Source organism: Ancylobacter vacuolatus (genome assembly GCF_030813595.1).
Taxonomy (GTDB): domain Bacteria; phylum Pseudomonadota; class Alphaproteobacteria; order Rhizobiales; family Xanthobacteraceae; genus Ancylobacter; species Ancylobacter vacuolatus.
This window is the reverse complement of record NZ_JAUSUH010000006.1, coordinates 21,715-36,659: the sequence shown is the minus strand read 5'-3', so window position 1 is coordinate 36,659 and position 14,945 is coordinate 21,715. Positions and strand designations below refer to the sequence as shown.

Sequence of the window (14,945 nt, the reverse complement as noted above, 5' to 3'; positions counted from 1 at the left end):
CGGCGGGCGCGCGGCCCGTCATGATCCCTGTGGTGCCGGTTCCGCCGGCGCGGATTAGATGGAGCACGTCAGAAGGCCTCCCTCAGCCAGTGACCGACGCGCGAAAAATAGCCGGAGCCGTCGCCCTGCGAGAGGCGGCGGCGGCGAGCCTCGAAATGTTCGAGCCCCGCGACCTGCGGATAGACCAGAAGCCCGGTGGCGACAGCGAAGGGCGCGCCGCGCGTCGCCTCGGGCAGCTTCGAAATACCGAGCGGGCGACCGATTCGCACCTGTGGTCCCAGTATGTTACCGACTAGCTCGGCAAGGCCAGTGAGTTGAGCGGCACCGCCGGTGAGAACGATGCGCCGCCCCGCGCCGGCGGCATGGCCGGAGGCGTGCAGGCGGTCGCGCACCAGCTCGACGATTTCCTCGACACGCGGGCGAACGATCCGCACCAGCCGTGCCTTGGGGATCGCGCGCGGCAGGTCGTGGTCGTCGGAAATGCTCGGCACGGTCAGCATTTCGCGCTCGTCGGCGCCCATCGCCATCACCCCGCCATGCAGGCTCTTCAGCCGCTCGGCATCGGCAAGGCGGGTGGAGAGCCCGCGCGCGACGTCGTTGGTCACGTGCTGGCCACCAATGGCGATGCCGTCGACATGCACGCAATGGCCGTTCTCGACCACCGCCACCGTCGTGGTGCCAGCACCGAAATCGATCAGCGTCACGCCCAGTTCCGATTCGTCGTCTGCCAGTGTGGACAGCGCCGCGGCATAGGGAGCGGCCACCATGGCCTCGACGCCAAGATGGCAGCGCTCGATGCACAGAAGCAGGTTGCGCACGGCGGCCGCCTCGGCGGTGACAACGTGGAGGTCGACGCCGAGCCGGCGCCCGAGCATGCCGCGCGGCTCGCCGATGCCGCCGGCGCCGTCGAGCGCGTAGCCCACAGGCAAAGCGTGCAGGATGGTGCGCCCCTCGCCGACGGCGAAGGTGGAGGCGGCGTCGAGCACGCGGCGGATGTCGCCCTCGGCCACCGCCGGCTCCGGCAGATCGACCTCGGCGTTGAAATGCTCGGAGGCGAGCCGGCCGCCCGCCAGCGAGACGATCACGGAGGCAATCTGCGCCCCGGCCATCCGCTCGGCGGCGTCCACCGCGCGGCGAATCGCATGCTCGGCACGCTCCATGTCGATGACGGTGCCACCCTTGATGCCATGGGCGCTGGTGTGGCCGATGCCGAGCACATCCACCGAATGGGTGCGCCGGCGCAGGCTCGACGTCGCCTCGCGCGGCTTCAGCCGGGCGATCATGCACACGATCTTGGAGGTGCCGACTTCCAGCACGCCGACCACGCCGGTGCGGCGCGGCGCCAGCGGCCGCATCTTCGGGGCGATCTCGAAGGGAGCACGCGGTCTCATGAGCTGCTGCCCTTCTTGGCCTTGGCCTTGGCTTTCAGCTCGGCCTCGCGGGCGGCATAGGCCGCGTCGGAAAGACGGACCGAGACCCGGTCGGGAAGACGCAGGTCGACAATGGTGATGTCGCGCGAGAGCAGCGACTTCTGCTGGTCGAGCAAGGCGAGCTGTTCGAGCGCGTCGTTCAGCCCCTGTTCGGGCAGGCGCACATCGACGCCGTTGCGCATCTTAAGCGTCCAGCGGCGGTCGGCGACGCGGATGGCGGCTGCCACCTGGTCGCGCACGCCGGGCACCAGGCTCAGCGCCTCGACGATCTCGACCACGCTGGTCTGCGCGCCGTCACCAACCACGATGGGAAGGCGGATATAGCGCGGATCGTCGGAATAGGGCGCGATCACCGTGCCGTCGCGGGCGATGACGTTGATCTTGCCGTCCTTCTGCCAGAGCGCGAAGCCCTCGCGCTCGACAATCTGGATGTCGAGGCGGTCGGGATAGAGCTTCTGCACCGTGGCACGCTTGATCCACGCCAGCTCTTCGAGGCGCATGCGCGCGCCCTCGGCATCGAGGAACAGCAGCGAAGAGGTCGGCTTCACCCCGGCCGTGGCGAGGATGTCGCCGGGAGTGACGTGATTCTGGCCGGAAAGATTGACGTTGGCGATCCTGAGCCCGGCGAGGTTGGCGGCAGCATCGCCCATGTCGCGGGCGGTCTCGATCGCTGCGGGCATGTGGCCGCCACGCTCCATGCCGTAAAGCCCGGTGGCGACGAACAGCGCCGCCGTGAGCCAGGCCCCGGCGCCGGTGAAGACGGCGCGCGAGGTGCACAGGCCGACGAGCAGCCGCCGGCCGCCGATGATGGTGCGGTCGAGAAGACGGGTGCGCTGGGACACCGGCGCCGCGCGCACCGGCACACGGGCCCGCTCGCCTCGGATCGAATCGCCGGTGGCCGCGCCGGTTCGCTTGCCCGCCGGCGTCTGCCGCGGGGTCAGCGATCGAGCGAAGCGTCCTCCACCATCCATCGTACTAGCTCACCGAACGAATGGCCCTCATGGGCTGCCAATTCGGGCACAAGCGACGTCTCGGTCATTCCGGGCTGCGTATTGACCTCCAGACAGACAAGACCGGATTCATCTCCGGCCTGGTCGTCGTAGCGGAAGTCCGTCCTGCTGATGCCCCGACAGCCGAGCGCGCGATGCGCCCTGACCGCTAACATCCGCGCCTTTTGGTAAATATTCGGTAAAATTTGGGCCGGCAGAATGTGGCGGGAACCGCCCGGGGCGTATTTTGCCTCGTAATCGTAGAACTTTAGGTCGGACTGGATTTCGATAACGCCGAGCGCGTGATCGCCCATCACGGCGCAGGTCAGCTCCAGACCGGGGATATAACGCTCCGCCAGCAGCTCCTCGCCGAATCCCCAGTCCGCGCGATGCAGCTCCTGCGGCGGGTGCTCCTGGTCGTCGCGGACGATGAACACCCCCACCGAGGAGCCCCCGGTATTCGGCTTGAGCACATAGGGTCGCGGCAGCACATGCGCGCGCGCCGCCTCGGCCCGCGATACCATGCGGCCCTCCGGCACCGGGATGCCATGGGCGGCGAGGATGATCTTGGCCTGCGTCTTGTCCATGGCCAGCGCCGAGGCCAGCACGCCGGAATGGGTGTAGGGGATGCGCAGCACCTCCAGAATGCCCTGGATCGTGCCATCCTCGCCCGGCCGGCCATGCAGCACGTTCAGTGCCACGTCGGGCTGGAGCGCGCTCAGCACCTGCGCGATGTCGCGCCCCACATCGACGCGGGTGACGCGGTAGCCGACGCTTTCCGCCGCCTTCGCGCAGGCTTCGCCCGACCACAGCGACACCTGCCGCTCCGGCGACCAGCCGCCCATCAGGACGGCGACATGCTTGCCCATCATATTCTCCTCGGCGGCCGATGAGGCCGCATCGCTCAGGCGGGAAGGCCGATACGCTTGATCTCCCATTCCAGCTCGATGCCGGACTGGTCCTTCACGCGCCGGCGAACCTCTTCGCCGAGCCCCTCAATGTCGGCGGCGGTGGCGCCGCCGGTGTTGATCAGGAAATTGCAGTGCATCGTCGACATCTGCGCGCCGCCACGGGTCAGCCCCCGGCAGCCGGCCACGTCGATCAATTGCCAGGCCTTCTGGCCCGGCGGGTTCTTGAAGGTCGAGCCGCCGGTCTTCTCGCGAATCGGCTGCGAGGCCTCGCGCGCGGCGGTGATTCGGTCCATCTCGGCGAGGATCGCCGCGCTCTCGCCCGGCCGCCCCTGAAACAGCGCGCTGGTGAAGATCACATCGACCGGGGCCTTTGAGTGCCGGTAGCTGAAGCCGAAATCGGCGTTGGAGAAGGTGCGGACATGCCCTGCCCGATCGACGCCGCGCGCCTCGATGAGCGGGTTGCAGGTCTCCCCGCCATGCGCCCCGGCATTCATCCGCAGCGCGCCGCCAATGCCGCCGGGAATGCCGCGATAGAAGGCCAGCCCGTCGATGCCGGCCTCCGCCGCCGCGCGGGCGAGCTTCACGTCCGGCACCGCCGTGCCGACGCGCAGCCGGCACCCCTCCTCCACCGCGATCTCGCTGAAGCCGCGCCCAAGCCGGATCACCACGCCCGGCACGCCGCCATCGCGCACGATGAGGTTGGAACCGAGGCCGATCACCGTCACCGGGATCTCGGCTGGCAGATTGGCGAGGAAATAAGCGAGATCGTCCTCGTCCGCCGGGGTGAACAGCACCTGCGCCGGCCCGCCGACGCGGAACCAGGTCAGCTCGGCCAGGCTCTGGTTGGCGATCAGCCGGCCGCGCAGATCCGGCAGGCGGGCGGAAAGTTCCGCGGTGAGGTCGGGGAAGGTCATGCGCCGGCCCCGGCCGCCAGCTGCTCGGGCAGCGCATAGGCCCATTGGGTGATGTTGCCGGCACCGAGGCAGACCACATAGTCGCCCGGCTTCATCAGCCCCTCCACCAGCCCTGCCAGCGCCTCCGGCCCCTTCAGTGCCATCACCGAGCGGTGGCCGCGCGCGCGCAGCGCCTCGACCAGATGGTCGCGATCGATGCCCGCAATCGGCGTCTCGCCGGCGGCATAGACATCGGCGACGATCACGTGGTCGGCGTCGTTGAAGCAGGTGGCGAACTGGTCGAACAACGACTGCAGGCGGGTGTAGCGATGCGGCTGCACCACCGCGATCACCTGCCCCTCGGTGGAGGCGCGGGCCGCACGCAGCACGGCGGCGATCTCCACCGGGTGGTGACCGTAATCGTCGAAGATGGTGACCCCGTTCACCTCACCGGTGCGGGTGAAGCGCCGCTTCACCCCGCCGAAGCCGGCCAGCGCGCTGCGGATCTGCTCATCGCTGGCCCCCAGCTCATGGGCAACCGCGATGGCGGCAGTGGCGTTCAGCGCGTTGTGCTTGCCCGGCATCGGCAGGACGAGGTCGCGCAATTCATGCACCACCACGCCGGTGCGGTCGCGGAACAGCACGCCAAAGCGGCACAGTCCGCCGCGCAGGTCGACATCGACGATCCGCACATCCGCCTGCGGGTTCTCGCCATAGGTGATGACCCGGCGGTCCTCGACATGGCCGACGAGGTCCTGCACCACCGGATGGTCGGTGCACATGACAGCGAAACCGTAGAAGGGCAGGTTGTCGATGAAGCTGCGGAACGCGGCCTGCACGGCTTCGAAGGTCTTGAAGTGGTCGAGATGCTCGGGGTCGATATTGGTGACGATGGCCACCTCGACCGGCAGCTTGAGGAAGGTGCCGTCGCTCTCATCGGCCTCCACCACCATCCACTCGCCATCGCCCAGGCGCGCATTGGTGCCATAGGCGTTGATGATGCCGCCATTGATGACGGTGGGGTCGAAGCCGCCGGCATCGAGCAATGTGGCGACCAGCGAGGTCGTCGTGGTCTTGCCATGGGTGCCCGCGATGGCGACGCAGCTTTTCAGCCGCATCAGCTCGGCCAGCATTTCCGCCCGGCGCACCACCGGCAGGCGCTTGGCGCGGGCGGCGACGAGTTCGGGATTGTCGCGGCGGATGGCGGTGGAGACGACCAGCACCTCGGCGCCGTCGATGTTCTCCGCCGCATGGCCGATCAGCACCTTGATGCCCTTCTCGGCGAGGCGCTTCACATTGGCGCTCTCGGCGACGTCGGAGCCCTGCACCGTGTAGCCGAGATTGTGCAGCACTTCGGCGATGCCGCTCATGCCGATGCCGCCAATGCCGACGAAATGGATGGGGCCGAGAGAGAGCGGGAGCTTCATGGGATCTTCCTTCCGCCCGCGCGAGCGGCGGGCGTGCTTTGCCGGCGCGCAGGAATAGACGAGCGCGCCACGCCCGTCACCGGGCCTTTGGTACAAGCGGGCGGTGCGGTTCTAGACATCGATTTTGCCGATAGTGAGCACGAGCGCGGCGAGGCGCTCGGCGGCATCCGCGCGCCCCATGGCGCGGGCTGCGGTTGCCATCGCCTCCAGGCGACCGGGCTCATTGGCGAGGCGGGTGAGCGCTGCAGCGAGGCTCTCGGGAGTGAAATGGCTCTGTGGCATCACCACCGCGCCGCCACCGTTGGCGAGGGCGGTGGCGTTGGCCAGCTGGTCCTGGTCGAGCGCCCCCGGCAGCGGCACGAGGATGGAGGGCCGGCCGATCACCCCCAGCTCCGCCACCGTCATCGCCCCCGAGCGGGAGATGACGAGATGCGCGGCCGCGATGCGCGCCGGCAGGTCGGCAAAGAAGGGTTCGACTTCCGCGCGCACGCCGAGCCGGGCATAGGTGGCACGCACCGCCTCAACATCTTCCGGCCGCGCCTGCTGCACCAGCCGCAGCCGCGCGCGCAGGGTCGGGTCGAGCAAGGCGACGCCCGCCGGCACCACCTCGCTCATCACCCGCGCGCCCTGGCTACCGCCGGTGACCAGCAGGTCAACAGGCCCGCCCGGCTCCAGGGCTGCGAAAGGCACATCGGCAGCGGCGATCACGGACGGGCGCACCGGGTTGCCGGTGTGGTGCGCCTTGGCGGCGAGGGTGGGCTTGCCGGCGCAGATGTCAGGGTAGCCGGAGGCGATGGCGGTGACGCGGGAAGCAAGCAGCGTGTTCGCCCGCCCCATCACCGCGTTCGCCTCGTGGATCAAGGTCGGGAATCCGGCGTAATGGGCGGCGAGGATCGGCGGCAGGGTGGGATAGCCGCCGAAGCCAACCACGATGGCCGGCCGCATCGCCCGCATCAGCCGGAAGCCCTTGATAAAGCCCAGCCCCAGCGTGAGCGCGGTGCGCGCCAGCGCGACGGGCGAGCGCCCACGCACCGTCTCGGCCGGCAGCACGTGCAGGCGCCGCGCCGGAAAATGGCCGGCATAGCGGGCGGCGCGCGAATCGGTGACCAGATCGACCTCGATGCCGCGCGCGGCCAGCACGCCGGCCAGCGCCTCGGCCGGGAAGAGGTGGCCGCCGGTGCCGCCGGCGGCGAGCATGACGAGCGGACGGGACGCGGGTGCCATGGCGGACCTCACGCCGGGCGCGGCATCGGCGCGCCGAGCCGCGTGCCGAGCCGTTCCAGCTCGGCCAGCGTCGCGGTGCGCGGGCGACGGCGTGTCAAGGCGAGCAGCATGCCCATGCCATAGGCCAGCGACAGCAGAGAGGAGCCGCCATAGGAGACGAAGGGCAGCGTCATGCCCTTGGCCGGCATCATGTGCAGGTTCACCATCATGTTGATGCAGGACTGCAGCCCGAACAGCATGGCGAGGCCGGCGGTGGCGAAGCGCACGAAGGGGTCCTCGTCGTTCAGCGCCCGGGAGAGCGCGCGCAGCACGATGAAGGCGAACAGGCCGGCGATCATCAGGCACAGCACGGCGCCGAACTCCTCGCCCGCCACCGCGAAGATGAAATCGGTGTGCCCGTCCGGCAGAACCTTCTTGAAGCTGCCCTCGCCCGGCCCCTGCCCCAGCCAGCCGCCATTGAGGAAAGAATTGATCGACAGGTCGATCTGGTAGGTGTCGCCGGAATCCGGGTTCATGAAGCGGTCGATGCGCTGGGTGACGTGCGGCACCGTCTTGTAGGCGATGAACAGGCCCGAGGCGCCGATGCCGGCGAGGCCCACCACCCAGACGATGCGCAGCCCGGCCAGGAAGAACAGGCCGCCCCACACCAGCGAGACCAGCATGGTCTGGCCGAAATCCGGCTGCATCACCAGCGGCGTCACCACCATGCCGAGCAGGCCGATGGCGAGGAACTGGCCCGGCATTTCCGGCCGCCGCACGCTCTCGGAAAACAGCCAGGCAGCGATGATGACGAAGCTGGGCTTGAGGAATTCCGAGGGCTGCACGGTGACGCTGGCAATGTTGAGCCAGCGCCGCGCGCCCTTCACTTCCGGCCCGATCACCAGCGTGGCGCAGACCAGGGCCAGGAAGAACAGGAACAGCACCAGCGAGATGCGCCTGATATTGCGTGGCGAGAGGAACGAGGTGGCGAGCAGGATGATGAGCGCCGGCACCAGGAACATCACCTGCCGGTTCACGAAGTGGAACGGGTCGGGAATGCCGATGCGTGCCGCCACTGGCGGGCTCGCCGCCAGCGCCAGCACGATGCCGATGATCATCAAGGCGGCGAGAGCACCGAGCAGCAGTCGGTCGATGGTCCACCACCACTCGCCGACGACCGTCCTTTCGGCACGCGATATCATGTACGCCACTCCGGGAAACGCTTTGCCGGAGTATCGGACGGTTAAGGTTGACGGGCGCTTAATGCCGACGCGGTTGCTCAGACATCCGGCAGCGCGTTGACGAGATCGCGGAAGGCATCGCCGCGCACTTCGAAATTGCGGTACTGGTCGAAGCTGGCGCAGGCCGGCGACAGCAGCACCACCGGATGGGCCAGACCGGACGATGCCGCCTCCGCCGCCGCCCGCGCCACCGCCACGTCGAGCGTGCCGCACATCTCGAACGGCACGTCCTCACCCAGTGTGGCGGCGAATTCCGCGGCGGCGACGCCGATCAGATAGGCCTTTCGCACGCGCGGGAAAAACGGCCGCAGCGGCGCGATGCCGCCCTCCTTCGGCTTGCCGCCGGCGATCCAGAAAATAGCGTCGAACGAGGTCAGCGCCCGTTCCGCCGCATCGGCATTGGTTGCCTTGGAATCGTTGACGAACAACACGTTTCCGAGGGTCCGCACCTGCTCCATCCGGTGCGCGAGGCCCGGAAAGCTCGCCATGCCGGCGGCGATCACCTCCGGCGCGAGCCCCAGCGCCCGGGCAGCCGCAAAAGCGGCGGCGGCGTTCTGCGCATTATGGGCGCCGCGCAGCGAGCCGATGCCGGCCAGCTTCAGGGTGAACACCCGCACGCCCTTTTCCGCCATGACGAGGTCGGTGCCATCGAGAAAGACGCCGTCATCGAGCGGCCCTCGCACCGAGATCCGCACGACGTTCTTGCCCGCCGCCGCCGCCCTGTCGGCAATGGCGCGCGACCACTCGTCGTCGACGCCGACCACCGCCGTGCCACCCGCCTCGACGCCAGCGATCAGACGCTCCTTCACCGCCGCATAGTTCTCGATCGTCCCATGCCGGTCGATATGATCGGGCGACAGGTTGAGCAGAAGGCCCACCGCCGGATCGAGGCTGGGGGCGAGGTCGATCTGGTAGGAGGAGCACTCGATCACATAGACGCGGCCCGCCTTGGGCGGTTCGAGGCCGAGAATCGCCGGGCCGAAATTGCCGCCGATCTGCACATCGCGCCCGCCGACCTTGAGAAGATGGGCCAGCAAAGCCGTCGTGGTCGACTTGCCATTGGTGCCGGTGATCGCCGCGAAGGCCGGCCTGCGCACGGCACGCCGCCGCTCGCGGCAGAACAGCTCGATATCGCCGATGATCTCTACCCCGGCGTCCTGCGCCCTCTTCACCGTCCAATGCGGCTCGGGATGGGTGAGCGGCACCCCTGGCGCCAGCACCAGCGCGGCAAAGCCGGACCAGTCGGCCGCGCTGAGGTCGGCGGTGGGAACGCCCTCCGCCGCCGCCTTTTCCACCGAGGCCGGCGAATCATCCCACGCCGTCACCATGGCCCCACCGGCAAGCAGCGCCCGCGCGGTGGCGAGGCCCGACCCGCCGAGCCCGAACAGGGCGACAGAGCGGTCCTTGAAGGAGGAGACGGGAATCATGGCGAGCAACCTTGGAAACGGCACCCGGGAAAGGGGCTGCGCGGGCGCCTCTCGCTAGCGCATTTCGCCCACCGATGAAATGATCGACGCTCCACACGACAGCATTTCCGCCCCCCAGCCTGAGAGCTTGCCATGCCCGCCCCCGCCCTGCTTCCCCTCGGCTCGACGATGCGGGTCCTGCGGCCCCATCCCAATATCTACGCCTTCTATGACGGGCGAATCGACGGCGCGCGGGCGCATTCGCCGGCGCCGAACTGGCTGGACGACGGGGCCTATGCGCTCGGCGTCTGCGTCTATGCGGTGGTGGATGGCAACGAGGCGCTGTTCTACGACACGCATATCTCGATCCCCCACGCGCAATTGATGCGCCGCACGCTGGAAGCGGCGGGCGTCACCTCCTTCCGCGTGGTGTTGAGCCACTGGCACGACGACCATGTCGCCGGCAACGCGGTCTTCGCCACCGACGAGATCATCGCGCTGGACCGCACCGAGCGCACGCTCGCCGCCAACCGGGTGGCGCTGGAAAATGGCGACCCGGCGATCTTCCCGCTTGTCATGCCGAACAAGATCATCACCGGCCCGAGCGAACTGACGGTCGGCCGGCTCACCGTGAAGCTGGAACCGGCGGAGATCCACAGCCATGACGGGCTCATCCTGCTGCTGCCCGAGCTTGGCCTCATGCTGGCCGGCGACACGCTGGAGGAGCCGATCACCTATGTCGGCGAGCCCGAGCGCCTGCCGGTCCATGTCGAGGAGCTCAAACGCATCCGGCAATGGGGCTACACCCGCATCCTGCCCAATCACGGCGCGCCTGATGTGATCGCCGCCGGCGGCTACGGGCCGGAACTGATCGACGCCACGATCCGCTATCTGAACAAGCTGCTGCACACCCGCATCGACATGGCGCTGGCCGACCAGGACCTGTCCACCTTCATCGCCGGCGACCTCGCCAGCGGGGCGCTGAGTTATTTCGCGCCCTATGAAGCGGTCCACGCCAACAATGTGAAGAAGGTGCTGGCGCTGCCGTAGATCTCGGCAGCTGCGTCCCGCCACCATGTCGCGGCGTCATCCCCGGGCTTGGCCCGGGGATCCACGCTTTTCCCTGGCAGGCGAAAAACGTCAATGGCCCGGCCATGACGGCGGCGGGCTCAAGGAACCATCATCCCCGACGGCCAGGGATCAATCCGGGATCGTGGAGTGATGGCCCTGCTCACGATCCCGGCCCTCGCTGCGCTCGTCCGGGATAGGGGAGGAGCCACGCAAAACCTCACCGCAGCTTGAGCGTCGACAGCCCGATCAAGGCCAGCACCACGGCGATGATCCAGAAGCGGATGACGATCTGCGGCTCGGTCCAGCCCTTCTGCTCGAAATGGTGGTGGATCGGCGCCATCTTGAACACGCGCTTGCCGGTGAGCTTGAACGAGGCGACCTGCACGATCACCGACACCGCCTCCAGCACGAACAGCCCGCCGATCACGGCCAGCACGATCTCATGCTTCGTGGCCACCGCGATGGTGCCGAGCAGGCCGCCCAGCGCCAGCGAGCCGGTGTCGCCCATAAAGATCTGCGCCGGCGGGGCGTTGAACCACAAAAAGCCGATGCCCGCGCCGATAATGGCACCGCAGATCACCGCCAGTTCGCCGACACCGGCGACATAGTGGATCTGCAGATAATCGGCGAACAGCACGTTGCCGGAGAGATAGGAGATCATCCCGAAGCTGCCGGCCGCCACCATGACCGGCACGATGGCGAGGCCGTCCAGCCCGTCGGTCAGGTTCACCGCATTGCCGGCGCCGACGATGACGAAGGCGCCGAGGACGACGAAGAACCAGCCGAGGTCGAGCAGCAGGTCCTTGAAGAAGGGGAAGGCGAGCGAGGAGGACAGCGGCTCGCGCCCCACATGCATGATGACGACCGCCGCCGTGCCCGCGATCAGCGCCTCGATGGCGAGGCGGGCCCGGCCGGACAGGCCGTTATGGGTCTGCTTCGTCACCTTGAGATAGTCGTCATAGAAGCCGATCAGCCCGAAGCCGATGGTGACGAACAGCACCACCCAGACATAGGGGTTGGACAGGTTCCCCCACAGCAGCGTCGCCACCATCAGCCCGGAGAAGATCATCAGCCCGCCCATGGTGGGCGTGCCCTTCTTGGTCAGCAAATGCGACTGCGGCCCGTCGGTGCGGATCGGCTGGCCCTTGCCCTGCTTCAGCCGCAGCAGGGCGATGATCGCCGGGCCGAACATGAACACGAAGAGCAGCGCGGTGATGATCGCCCCCCCGGTGCGGAAGGTGATGTAGCGGAAGACGTTAACCGCCGGGACGCTTCCCTGGAATTCGGCGAGCCATTGCAGCATGGAGGATCAACCTTCGGGTGGGCAGGGCAGCGTGCCGGCGGGCCGCACCAGATGGCGGGGCGTCCCCGGAATCGGGAAGAAGTGACCGGCGGGGCTCATTCCGACGTTTCCGCCGCTTCCGCAAGGCGTGCGGCGGGAAATCGCTCGATGAGAGCACGTACCAACGGTCCCATGCGGCTGCCATTCGAGCCCTTGACCATGATGACGTCGCCGCCACGCAGCCGTTCCGCCACCAGCGGCAGCAGCGCCGCCGAATCGGGGGCCCAGGCGCCGCGGCGGCTCTCCGGCAGCGCCTCCCACAGCGCCCGCATCAGCGGGCCGGCGCAGAAGACGAGATCGGCACAGGCGGCCGCCGGGGCGAGGTCGCGATGCATCGCCTCCCCCGCGCTCCCCAGCTCCAGCATGTCGCCGAGCACGGCGATCCGCCGCCCGCGTCCCGTCGCCGGGGTCGTGCCGAGCACGGCCAGCGCGGCACGCATCGAGGCCGTGTTGGCGTTGTAGCTCTCGTCGATCAGCAGGGCCTCGCCGCCCTTCACCGCCAGCACCGTGCGGACGCCGCGCCCCGGGGGCGGCCCGAGCGCCGACAGCGCCAGCGCCGCCAGGCACAGATCCGCCCCCGCCAGCTTGGCGGCGGCGAGCACGGCCAGCGCGTTCTGCACGATATGGCGCCCCGGAAGCCCGACCTTGAAGCTGACGCTCTCGCCCATGATGTCGGCGATCGCGGTCGACATGTCGGGCTTGAGCTTGACGCAGGAAAGCCGGGCATCGGCCCCCTCCGCCTCGCCGAAGCCGATGATGGTGGCGATGCCCGCCGCCCGCGCGGCCGCCGCGAGCCGCTCGAAATGCGGGTTGTCGCGGTTGAGCACGGCCGCCCCGCCCGGCTCGACGCCGGTGAAGATTTCGGCCTTGGCGTCGGCGATCGCCTCGACGCTGTCGAACTGCGCGATGTGCACCGGCTCGATGGTGGTGACGATGGCCACATGCGGTCGCACCATGGCGACCAGCGGGGTGATCTCGCCGGGATGGTTCATGCCGAGCTCGAACACGCCATAGGCGCTGGCCTCCGGCATGCGGGCGAGCGAGAGCGGCACGCCCCAGTGGTTATTGTAGGAGGCCGCCGAGGCATGGGTCGGGCCATCCGCCCCCAGCGCCAGGGCAAGCGCCTCCTTGGTCGTTGTCTTGCCGACCGAGCCGGTGACGCCGATGATCCGGGCATAGGTGCGGGCGCGGGCCGCGCGACCGGCGGCCTCCAGCGCACCGAGCACATCATCCACCGCCAGCAGGCCCGCGCCCTCCGGCATCTCGCCCAGGCGGCCGCGCTCCACCACGCTGAGCGCCGCGCCGCGCTGCTGCGCCGTGCCGACATAGGCATGGCCGTCGCTGTTCTCGCCGCGAATGGCGAAGAACACGTCGCCGGGCTGCAGGGTGCGGGTGTCGATGGAAATGCCGCCAATGGTGCCGGCGGGCGGGCCCGTCAGCGTGCCGCCGGTCGCCCGCGCGAGCGCGTCCGGGGTCCAGAGCGGCGAAGCGGCAGCCGAGCCAGCGCCCATGCGGTCATCTCCCGAGAAGCCCGACCGCGACGTCGCGGTCGGAGAATGGCAATGTCCGGTCGCCGATAATCTGGCCGGTTTCGTGACCCTTGCCGGCGATCAGCACCACATCCCCCGGCCCGGCCAGGGCAATGGCGGCTGCGATCGCCTCGGCGCGGTCGCCGATCTCGCGCGCCCCGGCGGCGCTGGCGAGAATGGCGGCACGGATGGAAGCGGGGTCCTCGCTGCGCGGATTGTCGTCGGTGACGATGACGATGTCGGCTTTCGCGGCGGCGATCGCGCCCATGATCGGGCGCTTGCCGCGGTCGCGGTCGCCGCCGCAGCCGAAGACGACGATCAGCCGCCCGCTCGCATAGGGGCGCAGCGCGTCCAGGACGTTGGCGAGCGCGTCAGGCTTGTGGGCATAATCGACGAACACGCCGGCGCCGCTCCTGGTGCCGACCAGCTCCAGCCGACCAGGCACCCCTTCAAGCGTCTCCAGCAGCGGCATCACCTCGCGCGCCGGGCTGCCGGTAAGCAGGACGAGGCCGGCGGCCACCAGCGCGTTGCAGGCCTGGAAGGCGCCGACCAGCGGCAGTTTGAGCGTATGGCGGGCGCGCTCGACCTCGATTTCCAGACGCTGGCCAAGCCCCTCATCCGCGCGCGACAGCAGCGCGATGCCGGCCCCGGCGACGCCGATGCCGAGCACGTTCAGCTCATGCTCGGCCGCGATCTGGGCGACATGGCTCCCCTCGGTGGTGTCGACCCACACCGCCGCCCCGCCGCCCCTAGGCACCAGATCGCGGAACAGCCGCATCTTGGCGTCGAGATAGGCCTCCATATCAGGGTGATAGTCGAGATGGTCGCGCGAGAGATTGGTGAAGCCGCCAGCCTTCAGCCGCACGCCGTCGAGGCGGTGCTGATCCAGGCCGTGCGAGGAGGCCTCGACGCACAGATGTGTCACCCCCTGCTCGGCCAGCGTGTGAAGGGTACGGTGCAGTTCGATCGGGTCGGGCGTGGTCAGCGTGCCATAGACCGCACCGGACGGCCCCACAACGCCGAGCGTACCGAGGCTGGCGGCGGAAAAGCCGAGGCCCTGCCAGATCTGCCGGGCGAAAGCGGCCACCGAGGTCTTGCCCGAGGTGCCGGTGACGGCGGCGATGGTCTCCGGCTGGCGCGGAAAGGCCCGCGCGGCGGCGAGCGCCACCGCGCGGCGGGCATTGCCGACGCGCACATAGGAGATGGCGGGATCGAGCCAGTCCGGCCGCTCCGCCTCGGCCACGACAGCGACGGCCCCGCGTCCGATGGCGTCGCCGGCATAGGCGAGACCGTCGGTCTTCGCTCCCGAAAGCGCGAAGAACACGTCGCCCGCCCGCGCACTGCGGCTGTCAAGCGAGGGCTCGCCGACGGAAAGCTCCGGATCGGCGCCGGCATAGTCGGCATCCTCGCCGATCAGGCCCCTCAGCGAGAGGCGGCGGGCGCAGTCGACCGTGGGTCGCATCCGATCAGGCATTGGCGTCGTCCTGCGCGCCGCATCCGGCG

Annotated in this window: 12 protein-coding genes; 1 reads left to right on the top strand and 11 read right to left on the bottom strand. The window is 69.1% G+C overall.

What is annotated here, in order from left to right:
- Positions 1-68 precede the first annotated feature (68 nt).
- The 8 genes from ftsA to murD all read right to left on the bottom strand — a co-directional run bounded on the left by ftsA (position 69) and on the right by murD (position 9,521).
- On the bottom strand, positions 69-1,391 hold the full coding sequence (gene ftsA / locus J2S76_RS14200) for a cell division protein FtsA (RefSeq protein ID WP_307061232.1): 1,323 nt from the start codon (positions 1,389-1,391) through the stop codon (positions 69-71).
- Positions 1,388-2,272 carry a cell division protein FtsQ/DivIB gene (locus J2S76_RS14195; RefSeq protein ID WP_307061230.1) on the bottom strand — a complete coding sequence of 295 codons (885 nt, stop codon included), beginning with the start codon at positions 2,270-2,272 and terminating at the stop codon, positions 1,388-1,390. The genes ftsA and J2S76_RS14195 overlap by 4 nt, the downstream gene beginning before the upstream one ends.
- Before the next feature lie 95 nt (positions 2,273-2,367).
- Positions 2,368-3,288 (bottom strand): D-alanine--D-alanine ligase, encoded by a 921-nt coding sequence (locus J2S76_RS14190; RefSeq protein ID WP_307061228.1) that lies wholly within the window; start codon positions 3,286-3,288, stop codon positions 2,368-2,370.
- Between the two features lie 35 nt (positions 3,289-3,323).
- Entirely contained in the window at positions 3,324-4,244 is a 921-nt protein-coding gene (gene murB, locus J2S76_RS14185; RefSeq protein ID WP_307061226.1) for a UDP-N-acetylmuramate dehydrogenase, read from the bottom strand.
- Positions 4,241-5,650 carry a UDP-N-acetylmuramate--L-alanine ligase gene (gene murC / locus J2S76_RS14180; protein WP_307061224.1) on the bottom strand — a complete coding sequence of 470 codons (1,410 nt, stop codon included), beginning with the start codon at positions 5,648-5,650 and terminating at the stop codon, positions 4,241-4,243. The genes murB and murC overlap by 4 nt, the downstream gene beginning before the upstream one ends.
- Before the next feature lie 111 nt (positions 5,651-5,761).
- On the bottom strand, positions 5,762-6,874 hold the full coding sequence (murG, locus tag J2S76_RS14175; protein ID WP_307061222.1) for an undecaprenyldiphospho-muramoylpentapeptide beta-N-acetylglucosaminyltransferase: 1,113 nt from the start codon (positions 6,872-6,874) through the stop codon (positions 5,762-5,764).
- An 8-nt stretch (positions 6,875-6,882) separates the two neighbouring features.
- A complete protein-coding gene (gene ftsW, locus J2S76_RS14170; RefSeq protein ID WP_307061220.1) occupies positions 6,883-8,055 on the bottom strand; it encodes a putative lipid II flippase FtsW in 1,173 nt (390 codons plus the stop codon).
- Between the two features lie 77 nt (positions 8,056-8,132).
- Positions 8,133-9,521, bottom strand: coding sequence for a UDP-N-acetylmuramoyl-L-alanine--D-glutamate ligase (murD, locus tag J2S76_RS14165; RefSeq protein ID WP_307061218.1), 1,389 nt, complete (start codon positions 9,519-9,521; stop codon positions 8,133-8,135).
- A gap of 132 nt (positions 9,522-9,653) precedes the next feature.
- Here murD and J2S76_RS14160 point away from each other — a divergent pair, with 132 nt between their 5' ends.
- Entirely contained in the window at positions 9,654-10,550 is an 897-nt protein-coding gene (locus J2S76_RS14160; RefSeq protein WP_307061216.1) for an MBL fold metallo-hydrolase, read from the top strand.
- A gap of 238 nt (positions 10,551-10,788) precedes the next feature.
- Here the strand turns inward: J2S76_RS14160 and mraY are convergent, their stop codons facing one another.
- The 3 genes from mraY to J2S76_RS14145 all read right to left on the bottom strand — a co-directional run bounded on the left by mraY (position 10,789) and on the right by J2S76_RS14145 (position 14,916).
- Complete coding sequence (gene mraY / locus J2S76_RS14155) at positions 10,789-11,874, bottom strand: phospho-N-acetylmuramoyl-pentapeptide-transferase (protein ID WP_307061214.1); 1,086 nt, start codon at positions 11,872-11,874, stop codon at positions 10,789-10,791.
- A 95-nt stretch (positions 11,875-11,969) separates the two neighbouring features.
- A complete protein-coding gene (locus J2S76_RS14150) occupies positions 11,970-13,424 on the bottom strand; it encodes a UDP-N-acetylmuramoylalanyl-D-glutamyl-2,6-diaminopimelate--D-alanyl-D-alanine ligase (RefSeq protein WP_307061211.1) in 1,455 nt (484 codons plus the stop codon).
- 4 nt (positions 13,425-13,428) lie between these two features.
- Positions 13,429-14,916: a UDP-N-acetylmuramoyl-L-alanyl-D-glutamate--2,6-diaminopimelate ligase gene (locus J2S76_RS14145; protein WP_307061209.1), complete on the bottom strand. Its 1,488-nt coding sequence runs from the start codon at positions 14,914-14,916 to the stop codon at positions 13,429-13,431.
- Positions 14,917-14,945 lie beyond the last annotated feature (29 nt).

Bases quoted from the DNA above. Each gene is read 5' to 3' on its own strand.
- ftsA (WP_307061232.1), bottom strand. From the start codon at position 1,391: ATGAGACCGCGTGCTCCCTTCGAGATCGCCCCGAAGATGCGGCCGCTG.
- J2S76_RS14190 (WP_307061228.1), bottom strand. From the start codon at position 3,288: ATGGGCAAGCATGTCGCCGTCCTGATGGGCGGCTGGTCGCCGGAGCGG.
- murB (WP_307061226.1), bottom strand. From the start codon at position 4,244: ATGACCTTCCCCGACCTCACCGCGGAACTTTCCGCCCGCCTGCCGGAT.
- murC (WP_307061224.1), bottom strand. From the start codon at position 5,650: ATGAAGCTCCCGCTCTCTCTCGGCCCCATCCATTTCGTCGGCATTGGC.
- murG (WP_307061222.1), bottom strand. From the start codon at position 6,874: ATGGCACCCGCGTCCCGTCCGCTCGTCATGCTCGCCGCCGGCGGCACC.
- ftsW (WP_307061220.1), bottom strand. From the start codon at position 8,055: ATGATATCGCGTGCCGAAAGGACGGTCGTCGGCGAGTGGTGGTGGACC.
- murD (WP_307061218.1), bottom strand. From the start codon at position 9,521: ATGATTCCCGTCTCCTCCTTCAAGGACCGCTCTGTCGCCCTGTTCGGG.
- J2S76_RS14160 (WP_307061216.1), top strand. From the start codon at position 9,654: ATGCCCGCCCCCGCCCTGCTTCCCCTCGGCTCGACGATGCGGGTCCTG.
- mraY (WP_307061214.1), bottom strand. From the start codon at position 11,874: ATGCTGCAATGGCTCGCCGAATTCCAGGGAAGCGTCCCGGCGGTTAAC.
- J2S76_RS14150 (WP_307061211.1), bottom strand. From the start codon at position 13,424: ATGGGCGCTGGCTCGGCTGCCGCTTCGCCGCTCTGGACCCCGGACGCG.
- J2S76_RS14145 (WP_307061209.1), bottom strand. From the start codon at position 14,916: ATGCCTGATCGGATGCGACCCACGGTCGACTGCGCCCGCCGCCTCTCG.